The sequence below is a fragment of the Mycobacterium sp. 852002-51961_SCH5331710 genome (genome assembly GCF_001665535.1).
In the GTDB taxonomy this organism is placed as follows: Bacteria; Actinomycetota; Actinomycetes; order Mycobacteriales; family Mycobacteriaceae; genus Mycobacterium.
Window position 1 is genome coordinate 67,335 of record NZ_LZSQ01000069.1, and the last position, 19,628, is coordinate 86,962.

Consider the following 19,628-nt stretch of genomic DNA (forward strand, 5'->3'; position numbering starts at 1 on the left):
TCTCACATGACGCACGGACCCGTCGGTGATCCTTCGACAGGCGTGGACTACGAGGAATCCGAGCACAGCGGGCGCGTCGTCCTCATCGCGTCCGTTGCGGCATTGGGTGGCCTGCTGTTCGGTTACGACAGCGCGGTCATCAACGGTGCGGTGTCCGCCGTCGAGGACCACTTCCAGACCACCAAGGCGGTGACAGGTGCCGCCGTCGCGGCGGCGCTGATCGGTGCGGCGCTGGGTGCGGTCGTCGCGGGCCGACTCGCCGACAAGATCGGCCGGCTGTCGGTGATGAAGATCGCCGCGCTGCTGTTCCTCATCAGCGCCTTCGGCACCGGCCTGGCGGCGAACGTGTGGATGTTCGGGCTGTTCCGCGTGGTCGGTGGTCTCGGCGTGGGCGTGGCATCGGTCATCGCACCGGCCTACATCGCCGAGACCTCGCCGCCGCGGATCCGCGGGCGGTTGGGCTCGCTGCAACAGCTCGCGATCGTCACCGGCATCTTCGTGTCGCTGGCCGTCGACGCCCTGCTGGCCCACATCGCGGGCGGGTCGCGCGAGGAACTGTGGGTGGGGTTGCCGGCCTGGCGCTGGATGTTCCTCGTGATGGCGGTGCCCGCGGTCCTGTACGGCGGGCTGGCGTTCACAATCCCCGAGTCGCCCCGTTATCTCGTTGCCACATACCGGATTCCGGAAGCCCGACGAGTGCTGACAAAGTTGCTGGGGGAGAAGAACCTCGAGCTCACGATCTCGCGCATCAAGGAATCGGTGAAATCGGAGAAGCCCCCGTCGTGGCGCGACCTCCGCAAACCCACCGGTGGGCTATACGGCATCGTCTGGGTGGGTGTGTTGCTGTCGGTGTTCCAGCAATTCGTCGGCATCAACGTGATCTTCTACTACTCGAATGTGCTGTGGGAGGCCGTCGGATTCGGCGAGGGGCAGGCGTTCGTCATCACCGTGATCACTTCGGTGACCAACATCGTCACCACGCTGATCGCGATCGCGCTGATCGACAAGGTCGGACGCAAGCCGTTGCTGTTGGTCGGGTCGACGGGTATGGCGGTCACCCTCGGCACGATGGCGATCATCTTCGGCACGGCGCCCGTGGTCGACGGTCAACCCGACCTGAGCGGCGTCGCCGGTCCGATCGCGCTGGTGGCCGCGAACCTGTTCGTGGTCTCGTTCGGCATGTCGTGGGGACCGGTGGTCTGGGTGCTGCTCGGCGAGATGTTCCCCAACCGGATTCGCGGCGCCGCTCTCGGACTGGCCGCCGCGGCGCAGTGGCTGGCGAACTGCGCGATCACGGCGTCGTTCCCCGCCCTCGGTGACTTCTCGCTCGGTGTCGCTTACGGCTTCTACGCGCTCTGCGCGGTGCTGTCCTTCTTCTTCGTCTGGAAGTTCGTCGCCGAGACCAAGGGCAAACACCTCGAGGACATGGGCAACGAGAGCACGCAACAGGAGGAGAGCGTCTGACCGGCATCGACGAGTCGGTCGACGTTCTGGTCGCCGGCTCCGCTGGGGCGCTGGCCGGGGCCTATACCGCTGCGCGCGAGGGACTTTCGGTTGCCATCGTGGAGGCGACCGACCGGTTCGGCGGCACGTTCGCCTACTCCGGCGGCGGCGGCATGTGGTATCCGTGCAATCCCGTGCTGCAAAGGGCCGGATGCGACGACAGCATTGAGGACGCGCTGTGCTACTACCGCGAGGTCGTCGGCGACCGCACACCAGCGTCGCTTCAAGAGACTTACGTCCGCGGCGGCGCGGAGCTGATCGAATACCTCGAACGCGACGAGCACTTCGCGTTCAAGATTCTGCCGTGGCCGGACTACTACGGTTCGGTCGCCGGGGCCCGCACCGACGGCATGCGCCACATCGTCTCCAAGGCGGTGCCCGACGAACGCCTCGGCCGGTTCGCGGGCCTGGTGCGTGGGCCGCTCGACCACGAGCGTCTCGGGGCGCCGCAGCCCGATCTGCTCACCGGCGGCCGTGCGCTGGTGGGACGGTTCCTCTGGGCGATGGCCGACAACCCCGCCGTCACCGCGCACACGTCCACCAGCCTGGTCGAGCTCGTCGTCGACGGTGGTCGCGTCGTCGGTGCGGTGGTGGAGCGCGACGGTGTGCGCCGCACGATCGGGGCACGACGTGGCGTGCTGCTCGCCACGGGCGGCTTCGAACAGGACGCCGAGATGCGGGCCGAATTCGGCGTCCCCGGGTATGCCCGCGACACCATGGGCGCCCCGGCCAACCTCGGCTTGGCGCACCGGGCGGCGATCGCCGTGGGGGCCGATACCGACCTGATGGACCAGGCGTGGTGGTCGCCCGGGTTGATCCATCCCGACGGCCGCGCCGCGTTCGCGCTGTGCTTCACCGGCGGAATCTTCGTCGACCGGTCGGGTCGGCGGTTCGTCAACGAGTCGGCGGCCTACGACCGCCTGGGCCGAGCGATCCTGCGCGCCATGCGGGACGGGACGGTCGCCTCGCCGTACTGGATGGTCTACGACAGCCGGGCGGGTGAGCAGCCGCCCGTCATGGCCACCAACGTGTCGTTTTCGCCGACGGAGCAGTACGTGTCGAAGGGCCTGTGGGTGCAGGCCGACACGCTGGCGGTGCTCGCCGAGCAGATCGGCGTTCCGGCAACGCATTTGGAGGAAACGGTCCGCCGCTTCAACGAGTTCGCGGCACGCGGCGTCGACGACGACTTCGGCCGTGGCGGCGAATCGTTCGACCGAACCTTCACCGGTGGCGCGTCCCCGCTGGTGCCGATCGACACCCCGCCCTACCGTGCGGCAGCGTTCGGCGTCTCCGACCTCGGCACCAAGGGCGGGCTGCGCACCGACACCGACGCCCGCGTCCTCGATACCTCCGGACGGCCGATTCCCGGTCTGTACGCGGCAGGCAACACGATGGCGGCCGCCTCCGGGGAGACCTACCCGGGAGGGGGCAATCCGATCGGGGCGTCGCTGTTGTTCAGCCACCGCGCTGCGCTGCACATGGCACGCAGATGAGGGCGGCGGGCAAACCGGCGTGACCCGGCGGGTGTGACCGTGAAACAATCGCGTGCCGTGAAGACCTTCGATGCCCTGTTCGCTGAGCTCAGCGAACGCGCCCGTACCCGCCCCGCCGGTAGCGGAACCGTCGCCGCGCTCGACGGAGGCGTGCACGGCATCGGGAAGAAGATCCTCGAAGAGGCCGGTGAGGTGTGGCTCGCGGCCGAACACGAAAGCGATGAGTCGCTCGCCGAGGAGATCAGCCAGCTCCTGTACTGGACCCAGGTGCTGATGCTCTCTCGCGGCCTCACCCTCGACGACGTCTACAGGAAGCTCTGAATGCCCGCCCTTCGGGTCGCCGTCCCCAACAAAGGCACCCTTTCCGAGCCCGCGAGCGAGATCCTCTCCGAGGCCGGATACCGGCGGCGCACCGACACCAAGGACCTCACGGTCGTCGACCCCGCCAACAATGTCGAGTTCTTCTTCCTGCGGCCCAAGGACATTGCGATCTACGTCGGTTCGGGGCAGCTCGATTTCGGCATCACCGGACGCGACCTGGCGGCCGAATCGGATGCGCCGGTGCACGAGCGGCTGGCGCTCGGCTTCGGGTCGTCCACCTTCCGGTACGCCGCTCCAGCCGGACGTGACTGGCGGGTCGAGGATCTCGCGGGCAAACGGATCGCCACCGCATTCCCCAATCTGGTTCGTAAGGACCTGGCGGCGCACGGCATCGAGGCGACGGTGATCCGGCTCGACGGCGCGGTGGAGATCTCGGTCCAACTCGGCGTGGCCGACGCGATCGCCGACGTGGTCGGCTCCGGCCGCACGCTCGGACTGCACAATCTCGTGGCGTTCGGCGAGTCCCTTTGCGACTCCGAGGCGATCCTGATCGAGCGCGAAGGTGCACCGGACAGCCCGACGGGCGCCCAGTTGGTCGCGCGTGTGCAAGGCGTGGTGTTCGGGCAGCAGTACCTGATGCTCGACTACGACTGCCCCCGTAGCGTGCTCGAGAGCGCGACCGCGGTGACGCCCGGTTTGGAATCCCCGACCATCGCCCCGCTGGCCGACCCGGCATGGGTGGCCGTGCGCGCTCTGGTGCCGCGCCGCGACGTCAACGCGATCATGGATGAACTCGCCGCCATCGGCGCGAAGGCGATCCTGGCCTCCGACATCCGATTCTGCCGCTTCTGATTCGACGCGAAACGGTTCGGCCTGCGTGTTAGCGTCCGGAGGTCGATAACACCGGCCGGAGGTCGCTATGACGCACGTCCTGATTCTGGTTCTCGCTCTTCTGATCGGCGTCATCGCCGGTCTGCGCGCGCTCACGGCACCCGCGGTGGTCTCCTGGGGCGCGCTGCTGGGGTGGATCGATCTCGACGGGAAATGGTCGGAGTGGATGGCACATCCGATCACGGTCACGGTGTTGACCATCTTCCTGCTGGTCGAGTTGGTCACCGATCAGCTGCCGAGCACACCGAGCCGCAAGTCGGCGCCGCAGTTCATCACGCGGCTCATCATGGGCGCCTTCGCGGGAGCGGTGATCGGCAGCGCGTACTTCCACACCTTCAGCGCTCTCGGCGCCGGCATGATCGGCGCGGTGCTCGGCACGATGGCCGGTGCCGCGGCACGCCAGCGTTTCGCCGACCTGCGCAGCGGTCAGGACCGTCCCGGCGCCATCCTCGAGGACATCGTCGCGGTGGGCGGCGGCTTCCTGATCGCGTTCCTGGTCAGCCTGGTGTGAACAGATGCCGTTTGAACTGGCTGAAGTGACAGAACGATTCGACGCGATCATCGTCGGCGCCGGTCAGGCCGGCCCACCGCTGGCGGGGCGGCTCACCGAGGCGGGGCAGACGGTCGCGGTCATCGAACGCAAGCTCGTCGGCGGAACGTGCGTCAACTACGGGTGCATCCCGACCAAGACCCTGGTCGCCAGCGCGCACGCCGCCCATCTCGCCCGCCGCGGCGCCGAATACGGGGTCAGCACAGGCGAGATCAGCGTCGACATGGCGAAGGTCAAGGCGCGCAAGGACAAGATCGTGCACGGCGACCGCGAGGGCGTCGAGTCCTGGCTCGAGGGCATGGACGGATGCACGTTCATCCGCGGCCACGCACGGTTCGAGGACCCGCACACGATCCGCGTCGACGACCGTGTGCTGCACGGCGACAAGATCTTCCTCAACTTGGGTGGTCGAGCGGTGGCGCCCGACATGCCGGGGCTGTCGGACATCGACTATCTCACCAACGTCGGCATCCTCGAACTGGACACCGTCCCCGAACATCTCGTCATCATCGGCGGCAGCTACATCGCGCTGGAGTTCGCGCAGATGTACCGGCGATTCGGGGCGGCCGTCACCGTGATCGAGAAGGGGCCGCGGCTGACCTCACGCGAGGATGAGGACGTCTCGGCCGCGGTCAAAGACATTCTCGAGGCCGAGGGCATCGATGTCGTCGTGAACGCCGATGCGATCCGATTCGTCAGAACTGACAACGGTTTCGAGGTTGTCCCGAGCGAAGGTGCGGCGCCGATTGCGGGCACTCATCTGCTCGTCGCGGTAGGCCGAGCCCCGAACACCGACGATCTGGGCCTCGAGAACGCCGGTGTCGAAACCGACGCGCGCGGTTACATCGTCGTCGACGACCAGTTGCGCACCAGTGTCGAGCACATCTGGGCGATGGGGGACTGCAACGGCAAGGGTGCGTTCACGCACACGTCGTACAACGACTTCGAGATCGTCGCGGCGAACCTGCTCGATGACGACCCGCGCCGCGTCAGCGACCGCATCACCACCTACGCGCTCTACATCGACCCGCCGCTGGGCCGCGCCGGGCTGACGGAAGACCAGGTGCGTAACTCGGGCCGAAAGGCGTTGGTCGGCAAGCGCCCGATGACCCGCGTCGGGCGTGCGGTGGAGAAGGGGGAGACGCAGGGCTTCATGAAGGTCGTCGTCGACGCGGAGACCGAGCAGATCCTCGGCGCGGCGATCCTCGGGGTCGGCGGCGACGAGGTGATCCACTCGATCCTCGACATCATGACCGCCAAGAAGCCCTACACCGCGATCTCACGCACGATGCACATTCACCCGACGGTCAGCGAGTTGGTGCCTACGATGCTGCAGGAGATGACGCCGCTGCAGTGACCGACCGGCCGACGATGAATTGCCGTGTCACCAAGGCGAATCGGTGGCCGAGGTGGCGGTGGGTGGCGACGTCGGCGGGGTGGACCTGATCGGGGTTCGCGTCGACGTCGGTCTGTGCGCCGGCGCCGAGGAAGAAGCCCAGCCGGTTGAGGTCGTTCTCGCTTGCGTTCGAATGATTCCAGCCCGGGGGTAGCCCGAGGCTGACCCAGTGCATGTGATGCTGCGCAGCGAACACCGCCAGCGAGACAAGGGTGTTCAGCTTGTCGCCGCTTTTACCGCCGGAGTTGGTGAACCCGGCGGCCACCTTGTCGCGCCATGCGCCGGTGACACAGCGCCGCCCGGTCTTCTCGGTGAAAGCCTGGAACGCCGCGGACACGTTGCCCATGTAGGTAGCGGTGCCGAAGATGATGCCGTCGGCCGAGTCCAGGACGTCCCAGTCGGCGTCGGTGATGCGGTCGACGGCGATCGGCGTGACGGCCGCACCCGCATCGCGTGCCCCTGCGACGACAGCTTCGGCCAGCGTGGCGGTGTGTCCGAATCCGGAGTGGTAGGCGACGGCCACTGCGGGAGCGGCGATATCAGATCCGTTGTGTACCATCTCAATTCGCTCCTGTCTGTGCGTTGTTGATCTCCGCGCGCCTGGCCAGCCAGTCCGGTAGCGGTTCATGCTGCAGATAGGCCTGCAGGCGATCGAGATAGGCGTGGGTGCCGCCGAGGAAGCCGCCGGCGTTGCGCACACCGAGCCCACGGTGAGTGAACCGCAACAGCGTGCCGCTGCCGTCGGGCGTCAGCTCGTAGCGGACCGTGCTGTCCTCAACGATCGGTTGGTGCCATTCGTGTTCGAGGACGTGTGGGGGATCCCAGACGAGGATGCGCCCGGTAACGCGCATCCGGTCGGGCGGCAACGGTGGGCCGGTGGGCACCATTTCGATCGTGCCGCCCTCGCGCGGTTCAATCGTCGTCGTGCCGAGCCATTCTCGGCGCTCCTCGGGGTCGGCGATGGCCGACCACACCGCCTCGATCGGGAAGGGCAGCCGCCGCTCGAAGGTCAGGACGGCGCGGTCGCCGTCGATGGTCAGTCGTCCGTTGCGGTCACTCATCGGAACTCCCGTGCTTGGCTTCCAGGTGACGCTCGAGGGCGTCGAGGTGGTCGGTCCAGATGCGTCGGTAGCGCGCGATCCAGTCGTCGATCGCCATGAGTCCGTCGGCGCGTAACGCGTAGATGCGGCGCTGCGCGTCGGGGCGAACCTCGACCAGGCCGACCTCGCGAAGAACCCGCAGATGGCGAGACACCGTCGGCTGAGTCAGTTCCGGCAAGCTGGCGACCAGTTCGCCCGCGGTGCGTTCGCCGTCGACGAGCTGGTCGAGCAGCGCGCGGCGGCTCGGCTCAGCGACCGCTTCGAAGACGTCCATGCGGTTAGTATTGCACTACGTCTATATAGACGCAAGCACATATATCTCAGGTTGCGGTGAACGGATTGTGTTCGGCGATGAGCTTCTCGATCCGCGCCTCGTCGAGCCGAACCCGGATGGTGGCGGCTTCCTGTTGGTCGCGGATCACCTTGGCCAGTGTGAACGAACTGGTGACCAGGAAGAGCGCGGTCATGGCGAGAAACAGTCGTTGCCACGGGTCAAGCGGCAGAAAGAGAATGCCGCCGAGCATGCCGAGCAGGCTCACGCCGAAGGCGATGGCGGCTTGGAGGAAGTAGGCGGCGGTGGTCCGCGCGGTGGTCGGTGTGTCCATGTCGCCAGCGTGCAGTCACGGTTCGCTCGGGGGGTAGGGAGAACTACGCGATTCGGTGTCCGTCGCCGGTTTCGGGCTCTTATCCCCAACGTCGAGTTCATCCACAGATTGGGTGGACGCGCTGTTGGACGCGACTAAGAGGTGACAGGATCGAAACTATGTTCGACAGCGTCGACGACGCCGCCTTGGTGGCCGAGATCGAGGGCGCCGGGCGCGCAGAGGCCTCGGCGGCGGCGCACAAGCTGGCGCTGATCGCCGAGCTGGTGCGCCGCCGCGAGGATGCCGCTGTCGAGGATCAACAGCACTGGGTCTGTGATCCGTGGGCGGCTGCGGCGTGCGAGGTGGCGGCCGCGTTGCATGTGGGGCAACGAGCGGCGTCCAAGCAAATGCGCATCGCTGTGCAGTTGTGGGACAGGTTGCCTTCTGTGGCGGCCTTGTTCGCCGAAGGGGCGGTGAGCGCGTCGGTGGTGGCGACGCTGACGTGGCGCACTCATCTGATCGAAGACGAGCAGACACTGGCGATTGTCGATGCTCAGTTGGCTTCCCACGTCGCCGAATTCGGAGCGATGACAGCGACCCAGCTGGAGAGGACGGTCGACAAGGTCGTCGACAGTGTCGACCCGGCGGCGGTCCGGCGGACGCGGACAGCGGCGCGTGGACGCGACGTGCGGTTCGGTCATCCCGATGACGAGACGGGGACGACGACGGTGTTCGCACGGTTGACCAACGCCGATGCCGTGGCGCTCAAGAATCGGGTAACGGTGATATCGGACGAGGTCTGCTCCGACGACCCACGCACGCCGGGACAGCGACGCTCGGACGCACTGGGCGTGATCGGGCACAATGGAGAGCGCCTGGCGTGCCGGTGCGGCGATGCGAAATGTCCGGCTGCAGGCGTGGATTGGCGCGCCGCGAGCACGACGATCTATGTGATCGCCGAACCGGAAGCGGCGGTAGGCGCGGTGGACAAGTTCCTCGATGGGGACGAGGAGTCGAATCCGCTGCCGCTTTTCGAACCCGATCCGAAACTGGAGCCGGCGGTACCCGCGCGGCCCGCGGCGCTGCGGCCGGGTCGTGGGGGCGCGGTGGTCGTCGGCGGGGGAGTGCTGCCGGCGCCGATGGTCGCGCAATTGATCGCCGACGGGGCGAAGGTCACCAATTTGACTAGGCCAGAGGGAGATCCCTCAGATGCGTACCGGCCACCGGCGGTGGTGGAGAGGTTTGTCCGCATGCGGGATATGACCTGTCGGTTCCCAGGATGCGATCGCCCCGCCGAATTCTGCGATGTCGACCACACAACACCGTGGCCGGCGGGTGCAACCCATCCGTCAAATATCAAGTGCCTGTGTCGAATTCACCATCTGCTCAAGACGTTCTGGCGGGGTTGGTCGGATCAGCAGTTAGCCGATGGCGCTGTGGTGTGGACAAGTCCGTCAGGGCGCACCTACACCACGTTCCCGGCGAGCAGGACGCTCTTCCCGCTGTGGGACACCGCGACCGCCGCGTTGCCGCCACCCGCTACGTCGTCGCCACCCAGCGCGGACAAATCGGGGAAGATGCCGCGGCGTCGACGCACTCGTGCGGCCGAGCAAGCGCGCCACATCGCCGCCGAACGGGCACTCAACGAGGCTGAACTCGCCGATCGCGAACGGCCATCGCCGTCGGGGTAGTGACGGCAGACCGTCAGACGCCGGTGCGGCCGTCGATGCGTTCCCGGATCAAATCGGCGTGCCCGCAGTGACGTGCGTACTCCGTGATCATGTGCGCGAAGATCCACCGCAGGCTGACTTCGCCGCCCATGAACGCACTGGTGTCGTCGAGGGAGCGTGCCGCACAATTGACACGTGCATGGCGAATCTCGTTCTGCCACAGCTCGACAGCCTCGCGATATGAAGATTGCTGTGACAGTTCGAAACCGCCGTCATGACCCTGGGGGTGCGGCGTCGCGGCGAAGATCGGCGGCGCATCCTCTCCGGCCAGCACCCGGCGGAACCAGTTGCGTTCCACCTCGGCGGCATGCTGCACCAGGCCCAGCAGTGTCATCTGCGATGGCTCCACCGACGCGGTGTGCAATTGCACCTCGTCGAGGCCCTCGCACTTGGCGGCAAGGGTCCCGCGGTAGAAGTCCAGCCAACCCTCCAACGTCGTGCGCTCATCCGCGTTCATCGGCGGCATCGCCCGATCCATAGTCATCACACCCATGGTGCCCTCTGACGGGTCGAACGCACGCACCCGGTGCCGGCAATCGACCCCTCAAGCCGTGGGCCGAGGGACGGCGGTCACGGGCGGCGTTGCACCAGGAGCGTCTGCGCCGAGGTGCCGATGAACCCCTGCCGGTCGAAGAGTTCCGCGGTGGTCGCCCCGATACCGTCCGGGCCGATCGAACCGCGTGCCCGCACCGCGAAGTCGTCGCCCGCGGGCAGCCGATGCAAATGCACCGCGGTGTCGGTGTTCATGAACACGAATGCTTCCGGATCCAACGCTGCGCCGGCACCGTTCGCGCTGTCGACGACCATCGCCAGCCGCTGCAATGCCGTCGTCGGCTCCGAATCAACAAGCGGGACAAGCGGACTCATCCATACCACGTTGCCGGTCTCACCCGTCTCCGGCTGGCGCCGCCAGCTCACCGTCTCCAGGTAGCCCTTGGCGCCCACCCAGCCGTGCGGAACCTCGGCGGCCTCGCCCTCGACGAGCGGGGGATAGCGATCGGTCGCGGCGTCGGCGGTGTCACTGGTCGCCAGCAACCACGCCGTGACGCGCGCGACCACCCGTTGCCCGCCGTCGGGCCGCGTCTCCGACATCTCGGCGGCCATCATCGAGATTCGCTTACCCGGCCGTTCCACCCACGCCCGCACCCTGACTTGCGCGACCGGTATCGCGCCCAGGATGTCCAAGGTCAACCGGCCGACGCGTAACCCCGAATCGCCGGCCAGCTCTTCGATCAGCCGCGTCATCAACGCCAACGGCGGTGAGCCGTGCTGGATTTCGGGATCCCAGTTGCTGCGGGTGCCGTCGGTGGAGTCGAAGACCTGGTAATCGCCGTCGACCCCGACACGCCGGTACAGGCATTCGATCATGCCTCGGCTCCCGCTCCCTCCGGTCCTCGCTGCGCTGCGATCCTCGCTCGCGGTCGACTTCGGGCGATCACGCCGCGGACTCCGCCGCCCGCATCACGATGTCCTCGGCCGTCGGTGATCCCTCGTCGGGCACCTCGGGCCATCCCGGATACGGCGGCGGCGTACCGCCGAACACCGGGCAGTGCGCATGGTGGGCACACCAGTCGCACATCGCCGATGGCTGCGGACGGAAATCGCCTGTGGCTCCGGCGTTCTGGATGGCCCGCCAGATGGCCGTCAGCGTCTTTTCGAACCGCAGCAGCTCCTCGTGGTCGGGCGTGTAGTCGAGGATCTGTCCGTCGGCCAGGTACAGCAGTCGCAGCCGCGTCGGCAGCACACCACGCGACCGCAGCAGTGCCACCGCATAGAACTTCATCTGGAACATGGCCTTGAACTCGGCCAGCGCCCGCGCCTCGGGCGGCGCCTTACCGGTCTTGTAGTCGACCACCCGCATCTCGCCGGTCGGGGCGACGTCGATGCGGTCGACGAAGCCGCGCAGCAGCGTTCCGTCCTCCAACTCGACCTCGACGCGCTGTTCACAGCCCTGCGGATCGAAACGCGTGGGGTCCTCGAGCCGGTAATAGCCGGCCAGCAGGTCGCGCGCCTCCGTCAGCAGCGTTGCCCGCACCTCGGGCGCGAACTCGTCGGCGATGCCCGGCTGCTCGGCCACGATCCGCTCCCACGCCGGCTCGACAAGCGTCAGCGCGGTCGCGCGCCCGCGCTGTGCGGCAGGCAGCGCATACAGCTGCTCGAGCGCGGCGTGTACGACCGAACCGCGAACCTGGGCAACCGACGACGGCTCGGGAAGCCGGTCGATCGCGCGGAACCGGTACAGCAGCGGGCACTGCTTGAAGTCCGCGGCCCGCGACGGGGACAGCGCGGGGCGTCGCATCTTCTGCTCGCCCCGGTCGGTCATGACGTCAGCCTAAGACCGGTGTCCGACAACCCCGGCCACCCACGGCGGCGCGTCTACTGGCAGGCTGAAGTGCTGTGCCAAGAACCGGTCCGTTCGCCGTCGGCGATCGGGTGCAGCTCACCGACGCCAAGGGTCGTCACTACACGATGGTGTTGACGCCCGGCGGGGAGTTCCATACCCATCGCGGCGTCATCGCGCTCGACACCGTGATCGGGCTGCCCGAGGGCAGCGTCGTCAAATCGACCAGCGGCGACCAGTTCCTCGTGCTGCGGCCGCTGCTCGTCGACTACGTGATGTCGATGCCGCGCGGCGCGCAGGTGGTCTACCCCAAGGACGCCGCGCAGATCGTCCACGAGGGCGACATCTTCCCCGGCGCCCGAGTTTTGGAGGCCGGTGCCGGCTCCGGCGCGCTGACGTGTTCGCTGCTGCGGGCCGTCGGGCCCGAGGGGCGGGTGATCTCTTACGAGGTCCGCGACGACCACGCACACCATGCCGAGCGCAACGTCGCGACGTTTTTCGGTGAGGCCCCGGCGAACTGGGAGCTGGTGATCGCCGACCTCACCACCTACGCCGGTCCGGAGGTGGACCGCGTCGTCCTCGACATGCTCGCGCCGTGGGAGGTTCTGGGCACCGTCGCCGACGCCCTCATCGCCGGGGGCGTGCTGATGATCTACGTCGCGACGGTGACCCAGCTGTCGCGGGTGGTGGAGGCGCTGCGCGAGCAGCAGTGCTGGACCGAGCCGCGGGCTTGGGAGAGCATGCAGCGCAACTGGCACGTCGTCGGTCTGGCCGTCCGTCCGCAACACACGATGCGCGGCCACACAGCGTTTCTGGTCAGCGCGCGCAAGCTGGCGCCGGGCGCCGTCGCGCCCCTGCCGGCCCGGCGCAAGCGTCAGCTCGGCACTTGAGGGCCGGTCGCTATTCGTCGGTGCTGCGGTGCAGCCCGCGCCGTGCCGACAGCAGCTCGAACTCCGGGCGCGCGGCCACCAGACGCTCGGCGGCGTCGAGCACCTCGACCACGTGCCCGCGGTCCGCAGACACCAGCGCCACGCCGACATTGGCCCGTCGGTACAACTCCTGAGCGCCGGTCTCGGCCGCCGAGACGGAGAAGCGGCGATGCAGTTCGGCGATCACCGGCCGGATCGCGGAGCGTTTCTCCTTGAGCGAGCGCACGTCGCCGAGCAGCAGATCGAATTCGAGCCAACCGATCCACATCGACGGCTCACGGCGTCGGCGTCGGTGTGGGGACCGGACCGAGCTGCAGCAGCTGGTCGGTGGTCGACCGGGTCAGTTGCCAGTGGTCGTCGGCGAAGCGGAACTGCATCGGGAAGGTGAACTCGCCCGCCTGCGGATTGGCGGTCTTCACGGTGACGATCGCCTGCACGACGCCCTTGGCGCCGTCGGCCCAGGTGAGGTCCCTGGCCTCGAAGGGGGCGGGGGAGTAGCCGCCGTCGCGCAGGGCGATCGCGAACTTGTCCATCGACTCGCCGTCGGCGGGTGTGGCGTTCTCGATCAGGTTGAGCTTCTCGGGGCCGGGGATGTTCGCGTCGGCGATACGGCCCAGCACGTCGGTGAGCGCCTCGGGCGGCGGCAGGGGGGCCAGCGTCGACGCCGGGTCCGGCGGCTGCACCGTCGGCGACGTGGTGGCCGGCGGCTGTGGTGGTGGCTCGTTCGCGGCGGGGTGCTCGTCGGCGCCACATCCGCATAGCCCGAGCGCCGCCGCAAACGCGACGGCGCTCAGGACTGCGAAACGTTTGGTGCGACGCACCGGGCTCCTAGCCGACGGCGGACAGCAGCGCCATGAGCGACTGCTTGGCCATCTGCCAGCCGGTCGGGCTCGGGCCCGGCACGAACTGGATGTTCTGGCTGGCCGACGCGCCGGTCGCGGCGGTCGCGGTGACGTCGGCCGACACGACGGGGCCGTTCTGGTCGATGTTGGCCACCTCGAAGCTCAACGGGAACTTGCCTTCGGCGGCCGCCTCACGAAGCTTGGTGTCGGCGACACGGCTCTCGATGCGCCCGATGCCGCCCTGGATGTAGGGCGCCTTGCTCGCGGCCGTGCCGGACGTACCCAGCGCCTGCAGCGTCTGCAGCAGCGGACCTTCGAGGTCAGGGGCCGGAGCCTGCGGCATCGGGACGTCCCAGACGACCGGGGCGACGGTCGGTGCGGAGGCCACGTTCGAGGATGCAATGGAAGTCACACCCGCCGCGGCACCTCCGACGACAGCAACCGCTGCGACGCCGGTAACGAGGGCTTTCAGGGTCACGATTTTCCTTTCGATCGGCCCAACACATCAGAGAGGTTAACAGTGGTGCAGGTGTGTCAAATTGCTACACCGCACACAAAGCCTGAATCGCCGGTAGCGTTGAAGTTGTTACTGCACCAACTCTCGGTGCGGGGAGGGGCGCAACATGAGTGAATCAGAGCGTTCTGACGCTTTCCCAGAGGGTTTTGACGCCCGTGGATCCGGCTTGTCCAGTGAGGACGCGGCAGAGCTCGAGGAGCTCCGCCGTGAGGCCGCGATCCTGCGAGAGCAGTTGGAGAACGCGGTCGGCCCCCAGAGTGGTTTACGCAGTGCCCGAGACGTACATCAGCTCGAGGCACGCATCGACTCACTCGCCGCCCGCAACGCCAAGCTGATGGAGACCCTCAAGGAGGCCCGTCAGCAGCTGCTCGCATTGCGCGAAGAGGTTGATCGCCTGGGGCAGCCGCCGAGTGGTTACGGCGTGCTGCTGGGCGTGCAGGACGACGACACCGTCGACGTGTTCACGTCCGGGCGCAAGATGCGCCTGACGTGCTCGCCGAACATCGACACCAAGTTGCTGAAGCAGGGCCAGACCGTCCGCCTGAACGAGGCGCTGACGGTCGTCGAGGCCGGCAACTTCGAGGCGGTCGGCGAGATCAGTACGCTGCGCGAGATCCTGTCCGACGGACACCGCGCGCTCGTGGTCGGCCACGCCGACGAGGAGCGCATCGTCTGGCTGGCCGAGCCGCTGGTGGCCGCCAGCGACCTACCCGACGGCTACGAGGACGCGACCGACGACAGCCGGCCCCGCAAGCTGCGCCCGGGTGACTCGCTGCTGGTCGACACCAAGGCCGGATACGCCTTCGAGCGGATCCCCAAGGCCGAGGTCGAGGACCTCGTGCTCGAAGAGGTGCCCGACGTCAGCTACAACGACATCGGCGGCCTCGGCAGGCAGATCGAGCAGATCCGCGACGCCGTCGAGCTGCCGTTCCTGCACAAGGAGCTGTACCGGGAGTACTCGCTGCGCCCGCCCAAGGGTGTGCTGCTCTACGGTCCGCCCGGCTGCGGTAAGACGCTGATCGCCAAGGCGGTCGCCAACTCGCTGGCCAAGAAGATGGCCGAGGTGCGTGGTGACGACGCCCGCGAGGCGAAGAGCTACTTCCTCAACATCAAGGGTCCGGAGCTGCTGAACAAATTCGTCGGCGAGACCGAGCGTCACATCCGGCTGATCTTCCAGCGCGCACGGGAGAAGGCCTCCGAGGGCACCCCGGTGATCGTGTTCTTCGACGAGATGGACTCGATCTTCCGCACCCGCGGCACCGGTGTGAGCTCCGATGTGGAGACGACGGTTGTGCCGCAGCTGCTTTCGGAGATCGACGGTGTCGAGGGGCTGGAGAACGTCATCGTCATCGGCGCCTCCAACCGCGAGGACATGATCGATCCGGCGATCCTGCGCCCGGGCCGCCTGGACGTGAAGATCAAGATCGAGCGTCCGGATGCCGAAGCGGCGCAGGACATCTTCAGCAAGTACCTCACCGAGGACCTGCCGGTCAACGAGGACGATCTCGCCGAGTTCGGCGGCGACCGGTCGCTGACGATCAAGGCGATGATCGAGAAGGTCGTCGACCGGATGTACGCCGAGATCGACGACAACCGCTTCCTCGAGGTGACCTACGCCAACGGCGACAAAGAGGTCATGTACTTCAAGGACTTCAACTCCGGTGCGATGATCCAGAACGTCGTCGACCGGGCGAAGAAGTACGCGATCAAGTCGGTGCTCGAGACCGGTAAGAAGGGTCTGCGGATCCAGCATCTTCTCGACTCGATCGTCGACGAGTTCGCCGAGAACGAGGACCTGCCCAACACCACCAATCCCGATGACTGGGCACGCATCTCGGGCAAGAAGGGCGAGCGGATCGTCTACATCCGCACGCTGGTCACCGGCAAGTCGTCGAGCGCCAGCAGGGCTATTGATACCGAGTCGAACCTGGGCCAGTACCTCTAGCCCTGTCGCGTCATGTCAGACGACGACCTGTCGACCACGGGCGATGTGTTCGGCAAGCGGTACGGCGAGGTGTTGCTCGTCAAGACTACGCCGTCCGGCGCGGAAGCCACGGTGTACAACACGTTTCCGCTCAACGACTGCCCGCCCGAGCTGTGGAACGCGCTCGACGCGAAGGCCATCGCCGAAGAGAACGGTGCGGTCGCCGCACTGCTCAACGGGCCGCGCTACTGGCTGATGAGCAGCATCGGCAAGCGAGGCCGGGAGACGTTGGCGCGCAAGAGCTTCGGCGGTATCGAGATGCTGCGCCAAGCCACCGTCAAGCTCGCATCGATGAACCCGGCCCCGTATCAGCTGAACCGCGTGGACCGGAAGGCCGTCTTCACCTTTGACGCCGGGCGGGAGATCTACGAGTTGGTCGATCCGGACGGTCGGCGCTGGGTCATGCAGACCTACAGCCAGACGGTCGACCCGTCGCTGTCGCTGAGCGACCTTCCCGGTCTCGCCGCCAGGTTGTCACTGCCCGACGGCTGGAGCTACCAAGCGCGTACGCCGAGTGCGCCGCTCGTCGTCGACACCGCCACCGAGGACGCCTGCGTGACACAGGACGACCTGGCGAACAGTTACTCGCTGCAGACGTAGCCACGTCGGTCAGCGGGCGGGCTCCATCGTCAGGTACGCGTCGCGACCGGCCAGGCTGACCGCGACGTCGGCGATCAGCGGGTCGAAACGGGCTGCCAAACCCGCTCACCGCGCCGCAACGGCGGCCCGGTAGCGGTTACGGGCGGTCAGCGTGAGGCGCAGATCGTCGACCAGAGGGGCGATGAAGCGGTCGTGATAGGCGTCGTCGCCGACCGCCCGCGCGCTGACGTACATGAACGTCAACGCGCCGAGAAACAGCGTCACCTGGATGAGGGCATCGGGAACCGGGATCGTCATGCCGAGGAACTGCCCGTCGCTGGAGCCGTTGCGCGTCCACGCCGCAAGCACTTCGGGGGAGAGCAGGATCATCCCCAGCACGAGGAACAGCAGCGCCGTGACCGCCGCGACGACCATGATGTGAGCCAGTTGCGATGCGGCGAGCACGAAGTACACGTTGAATCGCTCGGCGCGGCTGAGCGGCTTCACGTCCGCGGGATCCGGCATGGCCGCGAACGGTGTGTCGTCCAGCCTGGCGGCGTGCCCCGGGTCGGGTTCGGCGGCATTCACCATGGGGCGCAACCGATCCACGATCACCGACACCACGAACGCCGCCGCGATCGCGGTGAGGAACCACAGCGCCAGCCACAGCCGGGCGCGCGAGATCGTCGCCGCCATCAGCCACACCGGCGAGTTGAAGAACACCAGGAACGTCAACAGCAGCACAGGCAGCGCGCGCAGCAGCAGCGAGCCCGCCGCGCTCAGATGCGCCATCGTCACCCGCGCGGCCCAGCCCAGAATCGAGCCGACGCCAGACGCGGTGAGCGCCAGGATCGCGACGATGGAAACCGCAACCCACACAAGGTTTCGGGACACATACGGGCCCGGGCCGCCGAACACCCCGCCCAGCAGCGCGACGGCGACGGCGATCGCCGCGGCCGCCAGCCGACCGCGCTGCGTCGCGACCCGGGACACCCACCAGCCGACGGTGACCGCCGCCGGCAGCACCAAGACCAGCAGTGCTAGGACGAACCATTCGCCGCGCGTCGGCCGGCCGTCGATGTCGATCGCGTGCTGACCCGTCAACGACACCACCGCGATGGTGTTGGCCATCAGCACCGCGAATCCGGCCAGGGCGGGCGCCGAGCGCGACCACAGCTGGCGGACCGACCGGCTGGGCCGCAACACCGCGGGCAGGCCGTGGGTGAGGAACCAGCGTTCGGCGGCCTGGCGTTGGGCCGCGTCGAGGCGGGGGAGATCCGCTGGATCGGATGGCACGGTCGCAGGCTACTTTCCGCCGTCACCTAGGCTTGACGACATGCAACGGATTATCGGAACCGAGGTCGAGTACGGCATCTCGTCGCCGTCCGACCCGACCGCGAATCCGATCCTGACCTCCACCCAGGCGGTACTCGCGTACGCCGCGGCGGCCGGGATCCAGCGGGCCAAGCGCACGCGCTGGGACTATGAGGTGGAATCGCCGCTGCGCGACGCCCGCGGATTCGATCTGAGCCGCTCGGCCGGCCCGCCGCCGGTCGTCGACGCCGACGAGGTCGGCGCGGCGAACATGATCCTCACCAACGGCGCGCGCCTGTATGTCGACCACGCCCATCCCGAGTACTCCGCACCCGAGTGCACCGACCCGTTGGACGCGGTGATCTGGGACAAGGCCGGCGAGCGGGTGATGGAGGCCGCCGCGCGCCACGTCGCCAGCGTCCCGGGCGCGGTCAAGCTGCAGCTCTACAAGAACAACGTCGACGGCAAGGGCGCCTCCTACGGCTCGCACGAAAACTACCTGATGAGCCGGCAGACGCCGTTCTCCGCGGTGATCGCCGGACTGACCCCGTTCCTGGTGTCGCGCCAGGTCGTCACCGGTTCCGGACGTGTGGGCATCGGACCCTCCGGCGACGAGCCCGGGTTCCAGCTGTCGCAGCGCTCCGACTACATCGAGGTCGAGGTCGGCCTGGAGACGACGCTCAAGCGCGGCATCATCAACACCCGCGACGAGCCGCACGCCGACGCCGACAAGTACCGCAGGCTGCACGTCATCATCGGCGACGCGAACCTGTCGGAGACCTCGACGTACCTCAAGCTCGGCACGACGGCGCTGGTCCTCGACCTGATCGAAGAGGGTATGGACCTCAGCGATCTCGCCCTGGCCCGGCCCGTGCACGCGGTCCACGTGATCAGCCGCGACCCGTCGCTGCGCGCCACCGTCGCGCTGGCCGACGGCCGTGAGGTGACCGGCCTTGCGCTGCAACGGATGTACCTCGACCGGGTGGCCAAGCTCGTCGACAGCCGCGACCCGGACCCGCGCGCCGCCGACATCGTCAAGACCTGGGCTGAGGTGCTCGACCTGCTGGAACGCGATCCCATGGAGTGCGCGGAGATCCTGGACTGGCCCGCCAAGCTGCGGCTGCTCGAGGGATTCCGGCACCGCGAGAACCTGGGGTGGTCGGCGCCGCGGCTGCACCTGGTCGACCTGCAGTACTCCGACGTCCGCCTGGACAAGGGCCTGTACAACCGCCTGGTGGCCCGCGGGTCGATGAAGCGATTGGTGACCGAACAGCAGGTGCTGGACGCGGTCGACAACCCCCCGACCGACACGCGCGCCTACTTCCGCGGCGAGTGCCTGCGCCGCTTCGGCGCCGATATCGCGGCCGCCAGCTGGGACTCGGTGATCTTCGATCTGGGCGGCGATTCGCTCGTCCGGATTCCCACCCTGGAACCCCTGCGCGGCAGTAAGGCGCACGTCGGAGCCCTGCTGGACTCGGTGGACAGCGCAGTGGAACTGGTAGAACAGCTTACGAACTAAGCGCGCTATCGCAGGCAATCCGCGCGACGACCGGT

Annotated in this window: 22 protein-coding genes; 11 read left to right on the forward strand and 11 right to left on the reverse strand. The window is 67.7% G+C overall.

All coding sequences use genetic code 11. From position 1 onward, the window contains the following. Nucleotides 1–6: 6 nt before the first annotated feature. The 6 genes from A5752_RS11630 to A5752_RS11655 all read left to right on the forward strand — a co-directional run bounded on the left by A5752_RS11630 (nt 7) and on the right by A5752_RS11655 (nt 6,115). Complete coding sequence (locus A5752_RS11630) at nt 7–1,464, forward strand: sugar porter family MFS transporter (RefSeq protein WP_067085231.1); 1,458 nt, start codon at nt 7–9, stop codon at nt 1,462–1,464. Continuing rightward, nucleotides 1,461–2,996 carry an FAD-binding protein gene (locus A5752_RS11635; RefSeq protein WP_067085233.1) on the forward strand — a complete coding sequence of 512 codons (1,536 nt, stop codon included), beginning with the start codon at nt 1,461–1,463 and terminating at the stop codon, nt 2,994–2,996. The genes A5752_RS11630 and A5752_RS11635 overlap by 4 nt, the downstream gene beginning before the upstream one ends. 39 nt (nt 2,997–3,035) lie before the next feature. Next, nucleotides 3,036–3,317, forward strand: coding sequence for a phosphoribosyl-ATP diphosphatase (locus tag A5752_RS11640; RefSeq protein WP_067085432.1), 282 nt, complete (start codon nt 3,036–3,038; stop codon nt 3,315–3,317). Next, nucleotides 3,318–4,169, forward strand: coding sequence for an ATP phosphoribosyltransferase (hisG, locus tag A5752_RS11645; protein WP_067085235.1), 852 nt, complete (start codon nt 3,318–3,320; stop codon nt 4,167–4,169). A 67-nt stretch (nt 4,170–4,236) separates the two neighbouring features. Beyond that, complete coding sequence (locus tag A5752_RS11650) at nt 4,237–4,719, forward strand: DUF4126 family protein (RefSeq protein ID WP_067085237.1); 483 nt, start codon at nt 4,237–4,239, stop codon at nt 4,717–4,719. A 25-nt stretch (nt 4,720–4,744) separates the two neighbouring features. Continuing rightward, nucleotides 4,745–6,115 (forward strand): FAD-containing oxidoreductase, encoded by a 1,371-nt coding sequence (locus A5752_RS11655; protein WP_197500596.1) that lies wholly within the window; start codon nt 4,745–4,747, stop codon nt 6,113–6,115. On the opposite strand, the gene A5752_RS11660 is transcribed toward A5752_RS11655, so the two are convergent. Genes A5752_RS11660 through A5752_RS11675 form a run of 4 tightly spaced genes read right to left on the reverse strand, consistent with a single transcriptional unit; the run spans nt 6,081 to nt 7,859 of the window. Further along, nucleotides 6,081–6,713, reverse strand: a complete 633-nt coding sequence (locus tag A5752_RS11660) for a flavodoxin family protein (RefSeq protein WP_067085241.1) — start codon at nt 6,711–6,713, stop codon at nt 6,081–6,083. The genes A5752_RS11655 and A5752_RS11660 overlap by 35 nt on opposite strands. A gap of 1 nt (nt 6,714) precedes the next feature. Next, nucleotides 6,715–7,215: an SRPBCC family protein gene (locus A5752_RS11665; protein WP_067085244.1), complete on the reverse strand. Its 501-nt coding sequence runs from the start codon at nt 7,213–7,215 to the stop codon at nt 6,715–6,717. Then, the gene (locus tag A5752_RS11670) at nt 7,208–7,528 is read right to left on the reverse strand and encodes an ArsR/SmtB family transcription factor (RefSeq protein WP_067085246.1); all 321 of its coding nucleotides are present in this window, start codon (nt 7,526–7,528) and stop codon (nt 7,208–7,210) included. The genes A5752_RS11665 and A5752_RS11670 overlap by 8 nt, the downstream gene beginning before the upstream one ends. 46 nt (nt 7,529–7,574) lie before the next feature. Then, nucleotides 7,575–7,859: a YiaA/YiaB family inner membrane protein gene (locus A5752_RS11675; protein WP_067085248.1), complete on the reverse strand. Its 285-nt coding sequence runs from the start codon at nt 7,857–7,859 to the stop codon at nt 7,575–7,577. A 158-nt stretch (nt 7,860–8,017) separates the two neighbouring features. On the opposite strand from A5752_RS11675, the gene A5752_RS11680 reads away from it, so the two are divergent. Then, nucleotides 8,018–9,529 carry an HNH endonuclease signature motif containing protein gene (locus A5752_RS11680; protein ID WP_067085250.1) on the forward strand — a complete coding sequence of 504 codons (1,512 nt, stop codon included), beginning with the start codon at nt 8,018–8,020 and terminating at the stop codon, nt 9,527–9,529. Between the two features lie 13 nt (nt 9,530–9,542). Here A5752_RS11680 and A5752_RS11685 read toward each other — a convergent pair whose 3' ends face one another. The 3 genes from A5752_RS11685 to A5752_RS11695 all read right to left on the reverse strand — a co-directional run bounded on the left by A5752_RS11685 (nt 9,543) and on the right by A5752_RS11695 (nt 11,891). Next, nucleotides 9,543–10,046, reverse strand: a complete 504-nt coding sequence (locus A5752_RS11685; protein WP_156613789.1) for a DinB family protein — start codon at nt 10,044–10,046, stop codon at nt 9,543–9,545. A 92-nt stretch (nt 10,047–10,138) separates the two neighbouring features. Beyond that, a complete protein-coding gene (locus A5752_RS11690) occupies nt 10,139–10,936 on the reverse strand; it encodes a thioesterase family protein (protein ID WP_067085252.1) in 798 nt (265 codons plus the stop codon). A gap of 67 nt (nt 10,937–11,003) precedes the next feature. Continuing rightward, a complete protein-coding gene (locus tag A5752_RS11695) occupies nt 11,004–11,891 on the reverse strand; it encodes a RecB family exonuclease (protein WP_067085254.1) in 888 nt (295 codons plus the stop codon). Nucleotides 11,892–11,965: 74 nt separating this feature from the next. Between A5752_RS11695 and A5752_RS11700 the strand changes: the two genes are divergently transcribed. After that, a complete protein-coding gene (locus A5752_RS11700) occupies nt 11,966–12,799 on the forward strand; it encodes a tRNA (adenine-N1)-methyltransferase (RefSeq protein WP_067085256.1) in 834 nt (277 codons plus the stop codon). A 10-nt stretch (nt 12,800–12,809) separates the two neighbouring features. Here A5752_RS11700 and A5752_RS11705 read toward each other — a convergent pair whose 3' ends face one another. The 3 genes from A5752_RS11705 to A5752_RS11715 are packed head-to-tail and all read right to left on the reverse strand — an operon-like array spanning nt 12,810 to nt 14,158. Beyond that, on the reverse strand, nt 12,810–13,106 hold the full coding sequence (locus tag A5752_RS11705; RefSeq protein WP_067085258.1) for a DUF503 domain-containing protein: 297 nt from the start codon (nt 13,104–13,106) through the stop codon (nt 12,810–12,812). 7 nt (nt 13,107–13,113) lie between these two features. After that, nucleotides 13,114–13,659, reverse strand: a complete 546-nt coding sequence (lppK, locus tag A5752_RS11710) for a lipoprotein LppK (RefSeq protein WP_067085259.1) — start codon at nt 13,657–13,659, stop codon at nt 13,114–13,116. Nucleotides 13,660–13,666: 7 nt separating this feature from the next. Further along, nucleotides 13,667–14,158 carry an MTB12 family secreted protein gene (locus A5752_RS11715; protein WP_067085261.1) on the reverse strand — a complete coding sequence of 164 codons (492 nt, stop codon included), beginning with the start codon at nt 14,156–14,158 and terminating at the stop codon, nt 13,667–13,669. 145 nt (nt 14,159–14,303) lie between these two features. Here A5752_RS11715 and arc point away from each other — a divergent pair, with 145 nt between their 5' ends. Both arc and A5752_RS11725 read left to right on the forward strand, forming a co-directional pair. After that, a complete protein-coding gene (arc, locus tag A5752_RS11720) occupies nt 14,304–16,142 on the forward strand; it encodes a proteasome ATPase (RefSeq protein ID WP_067085263.1) in 1,839 nt (612 codons plus the stop codon). Nucleotides 16,143–16,154: 12 nt separating this feature from the next. Next, on the forward strand, nt 16,155–16,781 hold the full coding sequence (locus A5752_RS11725) for a hypothetical protein (RefSeq protein WP_067085265.1): 627 nt from the start codon (nt 16,155–16,157) through the stop codon (nt 16,779–16,781). Nucleotides 16,782–16,886: 105 nt separating this feature from the next. Here the strand turns inward: A5752_RS11725 and A5752_RS11730 are convergent, their stop codons facing one another. Further along, nucleotides 16,887–18,056: a hypothetical protein gene (locus A5752_RS11730; protein ID WP_067085267.1), complete on the reverse strand. Its 1,170-nt coding sequence runs from the start codon at nt 18,054–18,056 to the stop codon at nt 16,887–16,889. A gap of 40 nt (nt 18,057–18,096) precedes the next feature. Here A5752_RS11730 and dop point away from each other — a divergent pair, with 40 nt between their 5' ends. Beyond that, on the forward strand, nt 18,097–19,593 hold the full coding sequence (gene dop, locus A5752_RS11735; RefSeq protein WP_067085269.1) for a pup deamidase/depupylase: 1,497 nt from the start codon (nt 18,097–18,099) through the stop codon (nt 19,591–19,593). Nucleotides 19,594–19,628 lie beyond the last annotated feature (35 nt).

Excerpts from the sequence above, each read along its gene's own strand:
- A5752_RS11675 (WP_067085248.1), bottom strand. The coding sequence starts at position 7,859 with ATGGACACACCGACCACCGCGCGGACCACCGCCGCCTACTTCCTCCAA.
- A5752_RS11705 (WP_067085258.1), bottom strand. The coding sequence starts at position 13,106 with ATGTGGATCGGTTGGCTCGAATTCGATCTGCTGCTCGGCGACGTGCGC.
- A5752_RS11690 (WP_067085252.1), bottom strand. The coding sequence starts at position 10,936 with ATGATCGAATGCCTGTACCGGCGTGTCGGGGTCGACGGCGATTACCAG.
- A5752_RS11680 (WP_067085250.1), top strand. The coding sequence starts at position 8,018 with ATGTTCGACAGCGTCGACGACGCCGCCTTGGTGGCCGAGATCGAGGGC.
- A5752_RS11685 (WP_156613789.1), bottom strand. The coding sequence starts at position 10,046 with ATGGATCGGGCGATGCCGCCGATGAACGCGGATGAGCGCACGACGTTG.
- A5752_RS11670 (WP_067085246.1), bottom strand. The coding sequence starts at position 7,528 with ATGGACGTCTTCGAAGCGGTCGCTGAGCCGAGCCGCCGCGCGCTGCTC.
- A5752_RS11650 (WP_067085237.1), top strand. The coding sequence starts at position 4,237 with ATGACGCACGTCCTGATTCTGGTTCTCGCTCTTCTGATCGGCGTCATC.
- A5752_RS11695 (WP_067085254.1), bottom strand. The coding sequence starts at position 11,891 with ATGACCGACCGGGGCGAGCAGAAGATGCGACGCCCCGCGCTGTCCCCG.
- dop (WP_067085269.1), top strand. The coding sequence starts at position 18,097 with ATGCAACGGATTATCGGAACCGAGGTCGAGTACGGCATCTCGTCGCCG.
- A5752_RS11630 (WP_067085231.1), top strand. The coding sequence starts at position 7 with ATGACGCACGGACCCGTCGGTGATCCTTCGACAGGCGTGGACTACGAG.
- A5752_RS11665 (WP_067085244.1), bottom strand. The coding sequence starts at position 7,215 with ATGAGTGACCGCAACGGACGACTGACCATCGACGGCGACCGCGCCGTC.
- hisG (WP_067085235.1), top strand. The coding sequence starts at position 3,318 with ATGCCCGCCCTTCGGGTCGCCGTCCCCAACAAAGGCACCCTTTCCGAG.
- A5752_RS11660 (WP_067085241.1), bottom strand. The coding sequence starts at position 6,713 with ATGGTACACAACGGATCTGATATCGCCGCTCCCGCAGTGGCCGTCGCC.
- A5752_RS11725 (WP_067085265.1), top strand. The coding sequence starts at position 16,155 with ATGTCAGACGACGACCTGTCGACCACGGGCGATGTGTTCGGCAAGCGG.
- arc (WP_067085263.1), top strand. The coding sequence starts at position 14,304 with ATGAGTGAATCAGAGCGTTCTGACGCTTTCCCAGAGGGTTTTGACGCC.